Origin of the sequence: Brenneria nigrifluens DSM 30175 = ATCC 13028 (assembly GCF_005484965.1) — a bacterium.
In the GTDB taxonomy this organism is placed as follows: domain Bacteria; phylum Pseudomonadota; class Gammaproteobacteria; order Enterobacterales; family Enterobacteriaceae; genus Brenneria; species Brenneria nigrifluens.
Map to the genome: position 1 here is coordinate 895063 of NZ_CP034036.1, position 13207 is coordinate 908269.

General features: G+C 59.8%; 16 protein-coding genes and 1 pseudogene. 13 read left to right on the forward strand and 4 right to left on the reverse strand.

The window, feature by feature from the left end:
- The first annotated feature begins 149 nt into the window (after positions 1-149).
- Together rlmB and EH206_RS04060 are read left to right on the forward strand one after the other, a co-directional pair.
- Positions 150-881 (forward strand): 23S rRNA (guanosine(2251)-2'-O)-methyltransferase RlmB, encoded by a 732-nt coding sequence (rlmB, locus tag EH206_RS04055; protein WP_009111546.1) that lies wholly within the window; start codon positions 150-152, stop codon positions 879-881.
- Positions 882-974: 93 nt separating this feature from the next.
- Positions 975-1373: a DUF350 domain-containing protein gene (locus EH206_RS04060; RefSeq protein WP_009111547.1), complete on the forward strand. Its 399-nt coding sequence runs from the start codon at positions 975-977 to the stop codon at positions 1371-1373.
- A gap of 43 nt (positions 1374-1416) precedes the next feature.
- Here EH206_RS04060 and bsmA read toward each other — a convergent pair whose 3' ends face one another.
- The gene (gene bsmA / locus EH206_RS04065; protein ID WP_009111548.1) at positions 1417-1722 is read right to left on the reverse strand and encodes a biofilm peroxide resistance protein BsmA; all 306 of its coding nucleotides are present in this window, start codon (positions 1720-1722) and stop codon (positions 1417-1419) included.
- Between the two features lie 238 nt (positions 1723-1960).
- Here bsmA and yjfP point away from each other — a divergent pair, with 238 nt between their 5' ends.
- From yjfP to rplI, 10 genes are all read left to right on the forward strand, one after another.
- On the forward strand, positions 1961-2716 hold the full coding sequence (yjfP, locus tag EH206_RS04070) for an esterase (RefSeq protein ID WP_009111549.1): 756 nt from the start codon (positions 1961-1963) through the stop codon (positions 2714-2716).
- A 62-nt stretch (positions 2717-2778) separates the two neighbouring features.
- Entirely contained in the window at positions 2779-4311 is a 1533-nt protein-coding gene (locus tag EH206_RS04075; RefSeq protein ID WP_009111550.1) for an ABC transporter substrate-binding protein, read from the forward strand.
- A 59-nt stretch (positions 4312-4370) separates the two neighbouring features.
- Positions 4371-5336, forward strand: coding sequence for an ABC transporter permease (locus EH206_RS04080; RefSeq protein ID WP_009111551.1), 966 nt, complete (start codon positions 4371-4373; stop codon positions 5334-5336).
- Complete coding sequence (locus EH206_RS04085) at positions 5333-6181, forward strand: ABC transporter permease (protein WP_009111552.1); 849 nt, start codon at positions 5333-5335, stop codon at positions 6179-6181. Before EH206_RS04080 ends, EH206_RS04085 begins: the two co-directional genes overlap by 4 nt.
- Positions 6181-6990 (forward strand): ATP-binding cassette domain-containing protein, encoded by an 810-nt coding sequence (locus EH206_RS04090; RefSeq protein WP_009111553.1) that lies wholly within the window; start codon positions 6181-6183, stop codon positions 6988-6990. The genes EH206_RS04085 and EH206_RS04090 overlap by 1 nt, the downstream gene beginning before the upstream one ends.
- Entirely contained in the window at positions 6987-7733 is a 747-nt protein-coding gene (locus EH206_RS04095) for an ABC transporter ATP-binding protein (RefSeq protein WP_009111554.1), read from the forward strand. The genes EH206_RS04090 and EH206_RS04095 overlap by 4 nt, the downstream gene beginning before the upstream one ends.
- A 214-nt stretch (positions 7734-7947) precedes the next feature.
- Positions 7948-8340: a 30S ribosomal protein S6 gene (rpsF, locus tag EH206_RS04100; RefSeq protein WP_009111555.1), complete on the forward strand. Its 393-nt coding sequence runs from the start codon at positions 7948-7950 to the stop codon at positions 8338-8340.
- A gap of 2 nt (positions 8341-8342) precedes the next feature.
- Positions 8343-8663, forward strand: coding sequence for a primosomal replication protein N (gene priB / locus EH206_RS04105; protein WP_009111556.1), 321 nt, complete (start codon positions 8343-8345; stop codon positions 8661-8663).
- A gap of 4 nt (positions 8664-8667) precedes the next feature.
- Positions 8668-8895 carry a 30S ribosomal protein S18 gene (rpsR, locus tag EH206_RS04110; protein WP_005974788.1) on the forward strand — a complete coding sequence of 76 codons (228 nt, stop codon included), beginning with the start codon at positions 8668-8670 and terminating at the stop codon, positions 8893-8895.
- A gap of 41 nt (positions 8896-8936) precedes the next feature.
- On the forward strand, positions 8937-9389 hold the full coding sequence (gene rplI / locus EH206_RS04115; RefSeq protein ID WP_009111557.1) for a 50S ribosomal protein L9: 453 nt from the start codon (positions 8937-8939) through the stop codon (positions 9387-9389).
- Positions 9390-9454: 65 nt separating this feature from the next.
- On the opposite strand, the gene EH206_RS04120 is transcribed toward rplI, so the two are convergent.
- Positions 9455-10159, reverse strand: coding sequence for a LysM-like peptidoglycan-binding domain-containing protein (locus tag EH206_RS04120; RefSeq protein WP_009111558.1), 705 nt, complete (start codon positions 10157-10159; stop codon positions 9455-9457).
- Between the two features lie 255 nt (positions 10160-10414).
- Between EH206_RS04120 and bamJ the strand changes: the two genes are divergently transcribed.
- Positions 10415-11035 carry a BamJ family beta-barrel-assembly machinery protein gene (bamJ, locus tag EH206_RS04125; protein ID WP_009111559.1) on the forward strand — a complete coding sequence of 207 codons (621 nt, stop codon included), beginning with the start codon at positions 10415-10417 and terminating at the stop codon, positions 11033-11035.
- A gap of 97 nt (positions 11036-11132) precedes the next feature.
- Here bamJ and EH206_RS04130 read toward each other — a convergent pair.
- Together EH206_RS04130 and EH206_RS04135 are read right to left on the reverse strand one after the other, a co-directional pair.
- Positions 11133-11267, reverse strand: a pseudogene (locus EH206_RS04130) (thiamine pyrophosphate-binding protein); the annotation flags it as partial.
- 125 nt (positions 11268-11392) lie between these two features.
- Entirely contained in the window at positions 11393-13135 is a 1743-nt protein-coding gene (locus tag EH206_RS04135; protein WP_009111560.1) for a nitrilase-related carbon-nitrogen hydrolase, read from the reverse strand.
- Between the last annotated feature and the right edge of the window lie 72 nt (positions 13136-13207).

The window sequence follows — 13207 nt, forward strand, 5'->3', positions numbered from 1 at the left end:
TGCCCCTTCCTGGCGAAGGGAAGGGTTATTGACCGCGCCTGCTCCCTCCCCTGTGAAGGGGAGGGTTGGGGTGGGGTAGGATCCAAAAGATTGTTATCAATCTCCAACGGGCGGACGCCGCCCGTTTATGATTAATTTGAAGAGTAGCAATGAGCGAAATTATTTACGGTATTCACGCCGTCAAAGCGTTGCTGGAGCGCGATCCGCAACGCTTCCAGGAAGTTTTCATCCTCAAGGGGCGTGACGATCGTCGTCTGCAGCCGGTAATTGCTGAGCTGGAAGCGCAAGGTATCGTGATTCAGCTGGCTAACCGCCAGTGGCTGGATAGCCAGGCCCAAGGGGCGGTGCATCAGGGTATTGTCGCCAAGGTCAAAGAGGGGCGGAAATATCAGGAGAACGATCTGCCGTCCTTGCTCGAGGGGTTGGAGACGCCTTTTTTACTGGTGCTGGACGGCGTTACCGATCCGCACAATCTCGGCGCCTGTTTGCGTAACGCCGATGCGGCGGGGGTACATGCGGTTATCGTGCCGCGCGATCGTTCGGCGCAGATGAATGCAACGGTGAAAAAGGTGGCCTGCGGCGCGGCGGAAAGCGTACCGCTGATCGCCGTGACCAACCTGGCCCGCACGTTGCGACTGTTGCAGGAACACAATATCTGGATCGTCGGCACGGCGGGCGAAGCCGACCATACGCTGTACCAAAGCAAGCTGACCGGGCCGCTGGCGCTGGTGATGGGGGCTGAAGGCGAGGGTATGCGCCGCCTGACCCGCGAGCATTGCGACGAACTGATCGGCATCCCGATGGCGGGCAGCGTCTCTTCGCTGAACGTTTCCGTCGCCACCGGCGTATGCCTGTTTGAAGCGGTGCGTCAGCGTAGTTGACGGCTAATCAGGCGCCGGCTTTGCCGGCGGCCGTCTCGGACATCGGCGCCACGTTATATTCACCACCTCGGCAACCTAAAGGAAATTTACGCCATGATTATCGTCAGCGCATTACTCGCTTTTGCTTCTTACTTTTTCATCGGGTTTGTCATGGTGCTGGCATTCCTGTTTATTTATACCCGCGTCACGCCGCATGACGAGTGGGCGCTGATTAAACAGAACAACGGCGCCGCCGCCGTCGGTTTCGCCGGCGCGCTGATCGGGTATGTGATTCCGCTGGCCAGCGCGGCGGTGAATTCGGTAAGCCTGGTTGACTACATCACCTGGGGGATTGTGGCGCTGGTGATCCAGCTTGTCATCTATGGCGCGGTGCGGCTGTATATGCCGGCTATCAGCCAGCGTATCCAGCATAATGAAGTGGCGTCCGGCGTTTTCCTGTGCACGGCCTCGCTGGGCGGCGGGATTCTGAACGCGGCCTGTATGACATACTGAGGCGGCGCCGGCCGCTGCTGCCCTGATTTTCAGGAGAGCGGCATCAGCGGTATAGCACCGCGCGGGCGAACCAGACGCCGGGAAGCGTGGCGTGCTCGGACTTCAGCACGATGGTGTAGTAACGGGCGCCTTGCTCATCCGCCCGACGCTGAATGGCCTGATCCGCGTCATCCGGGCTGCCGTTTACGCTGACGGACGTGGTGCCGATTTTTTGCAATGCGGCGGTTTGCGCGTAGGTAATCAGTTGCGCCCGTTCCGTCGGCGGCGGCGGGGAAGCCGACGCGCCGGCCAGCGTGCCGCAGGCGGCGACGCATAGCGAGAAAGCCGTCGCCAATAAAGCTTTCAGCATGGTGCATTGCTCCATAACGTTTGTCAGCCTGATGAGTGTAGCGCGCTTTATCGCTATGCCGTAGGGATTTATCCTGTGCCCGCGGTCGGGTTCCGGGGGTTTTTATCAGCGCCGCATTGCCATGTTTGAGCTAAACCATTGCGAATTTGTTTTTAAAAAGAACGCCTTTTTGATGCTATGGTATTTTTCATCGGTGCTTACGTTCAAAACTGGGCGATGACAGGTAGAGAAAAAGGACATGGTTGAAATTTCATTGGATACCATTAACGGTATTAATGCTTTGCATGCGGTTCCCGGCGGTAAACACCATCTTCCCTTGCCAACTATTTTTTTCTTTCACGGTTACCTCTCCTCAAAAGAGGTTTACTCCTATTTTGGCTATGCGCTGGCCGAGGCCGGCTTCCGAGTGATTTTGCCGGATGCCGCCATGCACGGCGCCCGTTATGACGGTGACGACGCCCGGCGGCTGCGCCATTTTTGGGACATTCTGCAGTCTAATATTCGTGAACTGCCCGGCTACGTGGAAGAATATCGGCAGCGCGGGTTGATCGCCGACGAACGCATCGGCGTGTGCGGCGCTTCCCTGGGAGGCATGAGCGCGCTGGGGAGCATGGCGCGCTACCCCTGGATTTCCGCCGTGGCGGCCTTTATGGGGTCGGGCTATTTTTCCACCCTGTCCCATGCGCTCTATCCCCCGGTGCCCGCCGATATTGCGGGCGCCGATATTGCGCGTCGGCAACTGTCCGCCACGCTCGCCGAGTACGATGTTTCCTCCCGTCTGGCGGCATTGGCCGATCGTCCCTTACTGCTATGGCACGGCGACGCGGACGACGTGGTGCCCGCGCGGGAGAGCGCGCGTTTATATCAGGCGCTGAAAGCAAGCGGTCAGGATGGCAATCTGACCTATCTGACCGAGGCGGGCGTGACGCACCGCATCACGCCGCTGGCGCTTCGGGCGGGGGTTGATTTTTTTCAGCGGTATCTGACCGCGTAGGCGAAAAGAGTGGCGACGAATATCCACGGCGTTATGGATCCTTATCTGGTCGGGAGCTGAGTATGTATCAATCGGTGATGTTATGGAGCGAGCGGACGCGCGGACGGCTATTGCGCGGCGCGGCGTTAATGGCGTTGTCGACGGCCGCGGCGTTGTTTGCCACGCTGGCGGCGGCGGCAAGCTTTGATCCTGAGGCCACCATTAAAATCGGCTCCCTGGCGGAACCGCAAAATCTGGATAATACCGCCGGCGCCGGGCAGGGAATCAACGAAGCGTTTAACGGCAATGTGTATGAGGCGCTGTTTCAACTGACCGATAAGGGCAGGGTGGAAAAACAGCTGGTGACGGATTACCAGGTCAGCGAGGATGGCTTGGTATATCGTTTTACGCTGCGTCCGGGGGTGCGGTTTCATTCCGGGAAAACGCTGACGGCGGCGGATGTAAAATTCAGTATTCAACGGGTGCTGGCGCCGGAGTCGAAAAGCTCGCGCAAGAATAGCCTGAAAGCCATTGCCGGGATCGACACGCCGGACGACCGCACGGTGGTCGTCACGCTCTCTTCGCCTTCTATTTCGCTGACGTACAACCTCAGCTACGTGTGGATTGTCAACGATCGGGCCACCAGCCTCACTACCCGTGAGGACGGCACCGGCCCCTATCAGTTACAAAACTGGCGGCGCGGTTCGGCGCTGGCGCTGAAGCGGTTTGACGGCTACTGGGGTGACAAGCCGACCAACTCCGGCCTGGTTTTTCAGTACTTTACCGACGCCTCGGCGCTGAACAATGCGTTGCTGACCGGCGCGGTCGATATCATTACCTCGGTGCAGAGCCCGGATTCGCTGGCGCAGTTTAAAGATAACCCGGCCTTTGCGGTGACGGAAGGCCATTCCACCACCAAGCTGTTGTTGGCCTACAACGACCGCGCTGCCCCTTTCAACGACGCCAATGTCCGCCGGGCGATTATTCGCGCTATCGATACCCGCAAGCTGCTGACCTCTATCTGGGGCGACTATGGCACGTTAATCGGCTCTTTTGTGCCGCCGACCGACCCCTGGTACGTGGATTTGACCGGGGTAAACGGTTATAACCCACAGAGCGCGAAGGAACTACTGGCGCAGGCCGGTTATCCGGACGGCTTTACCTTTACGCTGGACACGCCGAACTACGATCCGCATCCCATCGTGGCGCAGTTTCTGCAAAACGAGCTGGCGAAGGTGGGGATCAAGATAAAAATCAACGTGATCACCGCCAATGAGTGGTACACGAAAATCTATAAGGCGCATAATTTCCAGGCGACGTTGCAGGAACATGTGAACCACCGCGACATCGTGTTTTATGGCGATCCCGATTTTTACTGGGGCTATGATAATCCGCAGGTTAGCGCGTTGATTAAAGAGGCGGAGCTGGCGTCCAGCGAAGAGGAACAGACGCGCAAGCTGACCGAAGCGAACCGCATCATAGCCGACGATGCGGCGAGCGGCTGGCTGTATCTCTATCCGCAAATCGTGGTGGCGGCCAATACCATCGACGGCTACCCGGTGAATGGCTTGAATGCGCAGTTTTTCGCCTGGAACATCAAGAAGCGTCAGAGATAATGGCGACCCGCTCCCATGGCGGGCAGGGGCATTAAATTAAGGTTGGTTATCATAATACTATGGCCGTTTATCTGCTCCGTCGTTCCATTATTCTGCTGCTGTCCGCCTTTATCGCCATCGGCGTGCTGTTCGTCCTGTTGCGCCTGCTGCCCGGCGATCCGGCCAATGCATTGGTTTCTATCGGAGCTGACCCGGAACAGATCGCCGCGGCGCGGCGTCAGGTGGGATCGGACCTTCCCGTGCTACAGCAGTTTTGGCGGTTCGTACACCAGCTGTGGCGTTTCGAGTTGGGTTCCTCGTTTGTCAGCGGCGTGCCGGTGGCCGATGAAATTCGCGCCCGGCTGACCGTAACCCTGCCGCTCACGCTGCTTTCCTTTATGCTGGCGATAGTGATTGCCGCGCCGCTGGGCATTATCGCGGCGGTAAAGGCTGAACGCTGGTACGGCGCGCTGATTTCGGTGGTCTCGCAGATCGGCATCGCGGTGCCGGTATTCTGGATCGGGATCCTGCTGGTAACGATTTTTGCCGTCAATCTGCGGCTATTCCCTTCCGCCGGGTTTCCCGCCGAGGGCTGGCAAGCTCTGCCGGCGGCGCTGCATAGTTTTATTCTGCCGGTGAGCACCATCGCGATCGTTATGTCGGCTTCCCTGTTACGCTACGTGCGTTCGGCTACCCAGGACGTGCTGGGCAGCGATTATCTGCGCACCGCGCGGGCGCTGGGGGCCAGTTTCCCGCAGGCGCTTATCAGGCACGGTATCCGCAATGGCGCAGTTCCGGTGATTGCCATCCTCGGCATTGAGCTCGCTTCAACCTTGCTGGGCGCGGTGGTGGTTGAGCAGGTGTTCGCGCTGCCCGGTCTGGGATCGATGCTGCTGCTGGGCATCGGCCAGCGGGATTATCCCAACGTGCAGGGCGTGCTGCTGATTTCCACGCTGCTGGTGCTGCTGATTGGCTTTATCGCCGATGTGGCCCAACGCCTGATCGATCCGCGCTTACGCGGCGGCGCGTCGGGAACGGCGCCATGATTCTCCCGTCCCCTATTACCCGCAGGCGATGCGCCGCCTATTCACCGACATTAATCCTGGGGATAGCGTTGGTGGGCATCCATCTTATCGTCGCGCTGACTACCCTGTTCTGGACGCCCTATGACCCCGCGGCGATGAGCGGCGGACGGCTGGCCGCGCCATCCATGGCGCACTGGGCCGGCACGGATAAACTGGGGCGGGATCTGTTTACCCGGATCATGATCGGCGGGCGTATCGCGTTGCAGGTGGGATGCGGCGCGGCGCTCGTCGGGCTGGCGATCGGCGTGCCCCTTGGCCTGCTGGCGGCGTTTGCCAGCCGTACGCTGGATGACGTGCTGGCGGTGACGCTGGATATTCTTATCGCGTTTCCCACGCTGCTGCTGGCGATGCTGATCGTGGCGGCCGGCGATGGCGCCAGCCTGGGGTCGGCCGTTATGGCGCTGGGGATCGCCATTTCCGCGATTGTGGCGCGCCTGACGCGCATTCTGGCGAAACGGGTGTTGCGCATGGACTATATTACCGCCGCCCGGACCTCGGGCACGTCGTGGGCCGGCATTGTGATACGGCATATTTTACCGAATATCTGGCCGACGCTGTCGGTGAATATAGCCTTGCAGTTCGGTCTGGCGGTGATTGCCGAAGCCTCTTTGTCTTATCTGGGGCTTGGCGCGCCGCCGCCGGAGGCGTCCTGGGGACGGCTGTTGCAGGAGGCGCAGGGAACCCTATATAGCGCGCCTTTGGCGGCGATCGCCCCCGGCATCGCCCTGGTGACGCTGGTTATCGGCGTCAATTCGCTGGCGGATGGCCTCAGGACCGCGGCCGATGCCGCCCAGGGGAGACGCTGATGAATCCGTTGCTTCGCGTGGACGCGCTGTCGTTGCGCTCGGGCCGACAGACGCTGGTGTCGGATCTCTCCTTTACCATTGCGCCGGGAGAACGGGTGGGGTTAATCGGCGAGTCGGGATCGGGAAAATCACTTACCGCGCTGGCGGTTATCGGGCTGCTGCCGGCCGGGATTCAGGCGCAGGGCTCCGTGGTGCTGGCCGATCGGCAGGTCATCGGCGCCGGCGATCGGCAACTGACCCGGCTGCGGGGCGACGGCGTGGCAATGGTGTTTCAGGAGCCGCTGACCGCGCTGGATCCGTTGATGAAAATCGGCCGGCAACTGGCGGAACCTCTCAGGCGCCGAGCGCTGCGCGACGGGCGCGCGGCCGATCGCCGCACGGTGGAGCGCGAGGTGTTGAGCTGGCTCGAACGGGTGGCGCTGTCGCCGCCGCGGAGGATCGCCGCGGCCTGGCCGCATGAGCTGTCCGGCGGGCAGCGTCAGCGGGTGGCGATAGCCATGGCGCTGGCCTGCCGGCCGGCGCTGCTGATTGCGGATGAACCCACGACGGCGCTGGATGTGACCACTCAGGCGGATATTTTAGCGTTATTGACCGACCTGGTGCGGGAGCAAGGCTCCGCGCTGCTGTTTATCAGCCATGACTTGCCGGTGGTGGCGAAAGTCGCCGACGGCGTGATGGTGATGAACAACGGGCATCTGGTCGAGCAGGGCGACCTGGCGACGATATTCAGCCAGCCGAAAAATAGCTATACCCAAATGCTGGTCGCTACGGCGAACGCGTTTGACAAGATACTGGGCGGTCCGTCATGAGCCTGATCGAGGTCAGTCATGTGGCCTTCGGCTACCACCGGGATCGGCGCATACTCAATGACGTTTCGCTGCACATCCGGCGCGGGGTGAATGTCGGGATCGTCGGTGAATCGGGATCGGGCAAAACCACCCTGCTGCGGCTCCTGCTGGGGTTGCTCAGGCCGTCGCAGGGGGAGATCCGCTTTAACGGCGCGCGGTTGGATCCCGCCAACCGGGCGTTTATGCGCGATTACCGCAAAGCGGTGCAGGTGGTCTTTCAGGATCCTTATTCATCGCTGGATCCCCGTCAGCGGGTGCGGGATATCATCGCCGAACCTTTGCGCTCGCTGGGGATCCCCGGCCCGGTGGAGCCGAGGGTGCTGGAGGTCCTCAATGCGGTGGGGCTGGCGGAAGAGAGCCTCGATCGTTACCCGCACGCCTTTTCCGGCGGCCAGCGTCAGCGCATCGCCATTGCCCGGGCGATAGTTTCCCGTCCGGCGGTGCTGCTGGCCGATGAAGCCGTCAGCGCGCTCGATTTGGCGACCAAACTCCGCATTGTGGAACTGCTGAAAACCTTATCGCATAGCCTTACGCTGGCGCTGGTATCGCACGATCTGAGCGTGGTGGCCGCGCTGTGCGAAGAGATGGTGATCGTGGAGCGCGGCCGCATTGTGGAGAGCGGCCGGGTGGAGGATATTCTCGCCGCGCCGCGCCATGCGTATACGCAAAAGCTGTTGGCCAGCATCCCGCGCATGCCGCGTTGAAGAGGACGGCGCCTGTGAGAATTGGCGACCCAGCGTGCCGGCCTGGCGCGGTTCGGCCTGTCTGATAATATCCGCCGTCGCCGCTTGTGTTCTCCCGCCGGGAACACTATACTTACGCGTCATTTTTTCAGCCGCACACATACACACGTTCCTTGCTTCCATGGGCCGCGGTTGACCCTGACAGGAGGCTGAATAATCCGTAAGGAGCAATTCGATGCGTCATTACGAAATCGTTTTTATGGTTCATCCTGACCAAAGCGAACAGGTTCCAGGCATGATCGAACGCTATACCGGCGCCATCACGGCGGCGGAAGGTACGATCCACCGTCTGGAAGACTGGGGCCGCCGTCAACTGGCTTACCCGATCAACAAACTGCACAAGGCTCACTACGTTCTGCTGAACGTTGAAGCGCCGCAGGAAGTGATCGACGAGCTGGAAACAAACTTCCGCTTCAACGACGCCGTTATCCGCAGCATGATTATGCGCGTTAAACACGCGGTAACCGAAGCATCTCCGATGGTTAAAGCGAAAGACGAACGCCGTGAGCGTCGTGAAGATTTCGCAGAAGCCGGCGATGATACGGATGCTGGGGATTCTGAAGAGTAATTGTGGTGACGACCAATCGTCTGGTGTTGTCGGGCACGGTGTGCAAGACCCCCATTCGTAAAGTCAGTCCTTCGGGTATTCCTCACTGCCAGTTTGTGCTCGAGCACCGATCGGCGCAGGAGGAAGCCGGATTCAACCGGCAAGCATGGTGTCGTATGCCCGTGATTGTCAGTGGACCAACGTCACAAGCATTTACCCACAGTATAACGGTCGGCACGCAACTCACCGTACAGGGGTTTATTAGCTGCCATCAAGGGCGCAATGGCCTGAGTAAAATAGTATTGCATGCCGAGCAGATTGAATTGATAGATTCTGGAGACTAGCCAAATGGCACGTTATTTCCGTCGTCGCAAGTTCTGCCGTTTCACCGCGGAAGGCGTTGTAGAGATCGACTATAAAGACATCGCTACGCTGAAAAACTATATCACTGAAAGCGGCAAGATTGTTCCGAGCCGTATTACCGGTACTCGTGCAAAATACCAGCGTCAGCTGGCTCGCGCTATCAAGCGTGCGCGTTACTTGTCTTTGTTGCCGTACACTGATCGTCATCAGTAATCGGCCACTGTCCATTAACGAGACTTTGAGAGGATAAGGTAATGCAAGTTATTCTGCTTGATAAAGTAGCAAACCTGGGCAGCCTGGGTGATCAGGTAAACGTTAAAGCGGGCTATGCTCGCAACTTCCTGGTTCCGCAGGGCAAAGCCGTGCCGGCAACCAAGAAAAACGTTGAGTTCTTCGAAGCGCGTCGCGCGGAACTGGAAGCCAAACTGGCCGACGTTCTGTCTGCCGCCGAAGCTCGCGCCGCCAAGATCAAAGAACTGGGCAGCGTTACCATCGCGTCTAAAGCGGGCGACGAAGGTAAACTGTTCGGTTCCATCGGTACTCGCGATATCGCTGATGCGGTAACCGCGGCCGGTGTTGACGTTGCGAAGAGCGAAGTTCGCCTGCCGAACGGCGTTCTGCGTACTCTGGGCGAGCACGAAGTGAGCTTCCAGGTACACAGCGATGTGTTCGCTACGCTGAATGTGGTTGTTGTTGCTGAAGCGTAATTGCTGACAGTGACGAGTAAAACGCCGGCCTTGTGCCGGCGTTTTGCATTTTCGGGACCGGGAAATCAGCGGGCGCGGGTAAAGGCGCCGTCGGCGTTGCGGGTGAACCTGACGACCTGATTATCGGTGGTCTCTATTTCCAGCACCGCCACCGTGCCTTGCGCGTTCAACTGCAATTTGACCGCCTGACCGGCCCGCAGGTTGCTGAGCGGTTTGTCGTTGCCTTCCACCTGAGCCATGGCGAAAACGTCGCCGACCGGCAGATTGTTGTCGCGAAACAGCTGCGCCAGCGTCTGGCCGGAGGCGATCTGATAGCTGCGCCAGGGCGTCGGCGTATTCTGCGGCGGGGGCTGCACCGCTTGTGCCGGCGGGGCGGCGGGCGGTTGTTGCGCCGCCGGCCGGTTTTCGATCATTTCCGCCCGGATGGGAACATTATCATCCGCCTGTTCCGCCGGCGCGGAAACCGTTCGCGGCGGCTGGGGCGGGCTGTAAGGCCACAGCAATAGCGCCAGCAATAGCGCGATAGCAACTAAAATCCAGCGACGATGGAACAGAGGAAGGGGTTCCATCCAACGATAATGGTCGGGCAGATGCCAGATTTTTCGCAACGAGGTCTTAATGCGCTGCCCGGATGACGGCGGCGATTGGGGATCCTCCACCGCTTCATTCTCGGCGCGCTCGGGTTGCCGATGAATAAAACGCTGGCAGCGGCGTAATAACGCTTGATAACCCCAGGTAACTTTCCGCTTCCTGGGCGCAATTCTGCCCATGGTGACCTCTCTTGCAACGGTATATAAATGGAAACAGGTTAGTATATCGGTAACAAGCGGATAATAACCAGCTAACTCTTTGATGCTTAAGGAAACAGAAGTACAGAATGTTCTGAATTTCCAGTATAGGCCAGTGAGCCGGAATTACCCCATCGATTAGCAGATAAAGTTATTCATCCGCACACAGGATTTTACCCTAATCTCCGGCGCTGTTATGCTGCGCTTTCGGTTTTTTACAGTTTAAAAGGAACATGCATGACAACCCCTTCTTTTGATAGCGTCGAGGCGCAGGCAAGTTACGGCATCGGTTTACAGGTGGGTCAACAGCTACAGGAATCTGGTCTGGAAGGGTTGATCCCGGAAGCCCTGGTCGCCGGTTTGCGCGATGCGCTGGAAGGCAATGTGCCGGCGGTCCCGGTGGATGTGGTTCACCGCGCCCTGCGTGAGGTGCATGAACGCGCCGACGCCGTGCGCCGCGAGCGTCAGCAGACGCTGGCGGTTGAAGGACAGCAGTTCCTGGCGGAGAATGCGCAGAAAGAGGGCGTGAGCAGCACCGAATCAGGCTTGCAGTTCCGCGTACTGACTCAGGGCGACGGAGAGATCCCGTCGCGTCAGGATCGGGTGCGCGTTCATTATACCGGCCGCCTGATTGACGGCAGCGTGTTTGATAGCTCGGTCGAACGCGGCCAGCCCGCCGAATTCCCGGTCAGCGGGGTGATCCCCGGCTGGATTGAAGCCTTGACCCTGATGCCGGTCGGCTCCAAGTGGGAGCTGTATATCCCGCACAATCTGGCCTATGGCGAACGCGGCGCCGGCGCGTCTATTCCGCCGTTCAGCGCCCTGATTTTTGAAGTCGAGCTGCTGGAAATTCTGTAAGCTCGCTTAATGCAACAACGGGAAAGGCGCTCACTGAGCGCCTTTTTCAGCTCAATGTGCCCTGTTGCGCCGTTCAAGGGATAGGGAAACGGCCTGTAGCAACTCCGGCATATCCATCGGCGGTATAGGCGGCATTCAGTTCGTTGGCGCAGCCGACCCAGGCGATCTGCTTATGGTTAATCACGTAATCGAGAAATTGCAGATTGTAATCGCCCGGTACGCCGAAAAGATGTCAGATGCCGGTTTGATAAAAAACCGCACCTTAATAAGCTGGCGTGCAACTTTTGGGATGCGGTTCGGCAACAAAGAATGCGTCAACAAAACGGTCGTCGGCTAAGGGCCTTATCAGCGTGCGGGTTAGCGTTGATCGAGCAGCAGCGGCCGGTAATGATGCACCTGACGCATCGCCACCAGATCCTTGCGCCTGACGGCGTTCGTCGGCACCGGGCTGTCCGCCAACGAAGCGGTATCGACGGTCAGGGTCGCGATGCCCGGCTCCTGCCACAGCACCCGTTCATGCCGCGGGAAGGCGAAGGTTTCCGGTCCGAATATCCCGCTGTATCCGCCGCGCTGGCGGTGCGTGTCCAGGCTGTTGGCAAAGGCCAGATAGAAATTGTTTTCACCGGCGCGGGTGCGCAACAAATGCCAGTGCAGCGGATCGGCCCCCACCGGGATCGGGTAATTTTGCGCAACCTGGCTACCGCCGTGGCCGCTGACGAAACCGTCGCCGAGCGCGGCCGAACAGGCCACGATGTCGCAGCCCATCAGGGTGAGAATTCGGCCTGATTCGGGAAACAACGCGTCATTGCCCGACAGCAGGCCCAGGCGCCCCAGCGGCGTATCGAATACGCGCCACCGTTCGCCGGCCGTCGCCCACGACTGATAGGCCAGGGGCAGATGCATCTGGCGGTAGCTGCCGATCATCCCTTCCGGCCCCAGCAGTACCTGGGTGTTGTAATATTTCTCTTCCTGTCGTTCCGCCATGCCGACCACCAGATACACCCGCAGCGTTATGGCCAACTGGATCAATGACCGTAGCGCCGGGGCGTCCGGCGTCTGGGCGTTGGTTTGCGGCGCGCCATGGCCGGTCAGCGCCATTTCGGGAAACACCAGCAGTTCGCTTTGTTGCCGGTCGACCGCCTCCTGCGTCAGCGCCACAATCTGGGCGAGATTCTCCTCAACGCTATCGGCGGGGGAGAACTGGCAGACGGTAATACGGCTCTGTTTGCCCGCCGGCAGGGGATGATGGCCGTAGAGGCCGAAGAAATCCGCCGGGTTCCACAGAAAGCTGTCGCTAAGCAGCGCGTGGTACTCCTGCGGCCGCCGCTGGGCGAACACCGGTTCGCCCAATACCTGACGCCGGCGGCTGAGCCGCACGTCAATCTCGCCGTAAGCAATGCCGTCCCCGTTATCCACCACGTCTACTATCGCGCCGTCCGGGGCGATAATCCCGCTGCCGCCGCTGAACTGCACGCCGCGCTCCAGCCCCCAGCGGTTGCTTTCCAGCAGATAGCAGCTATTTTCCATGGCGCGGCTGATCCAGTAGGGCGCCGGGGCGCGTTCCGCCAGCCAGTTGCTGACGTGACAGATGATATCCGCCCCCGCCAGCGCCAGCAGTCTGGCGGTTTCGGGGAAATGGATATCCATGCAGATCAGAATGCCGATCTTGCCGAGCGGCGTATCAAACACCTGATGCCCGACGTCGCCCGCCGCCGCCCACTTGGGTTCGGAAATATAGGGGTGGCTTTTGCGGTGGCGGCCGATCACCCCCTGCGGGCCGATCAGCAGCGCGCTGTTGTAATACAGTTGGCTTTCCGCATCCACTTCCGGCATTCCCAGCACGATATGGCACTGATAGCGCCGCGCCAGTTCGCTAAAACGCGCCGACGTTGCGCCGGGCACGGTTTCCACCTGGTCGGCGATCTCCCGGCGGTCATACCAGCAGTAGCCGGTCGTCGCCATCTCCGGCGTGGTGATCAGTTTGGCCCCCTGGCGGGCGGCCTGTTCCACCAGATCCAGCAGGCGGACGATATTCTCTTCTTTGGCGAACATCGCCGGTTCGAACTGGACGGCGGCGGCGAGAAAAGGAGCTGTTGACATGACGAATCCTTACTAACGGTTAATGTTGCCGCGCCGACCGGCGCAAGCGGCGGCGCGGCAGGAAAAATAAAC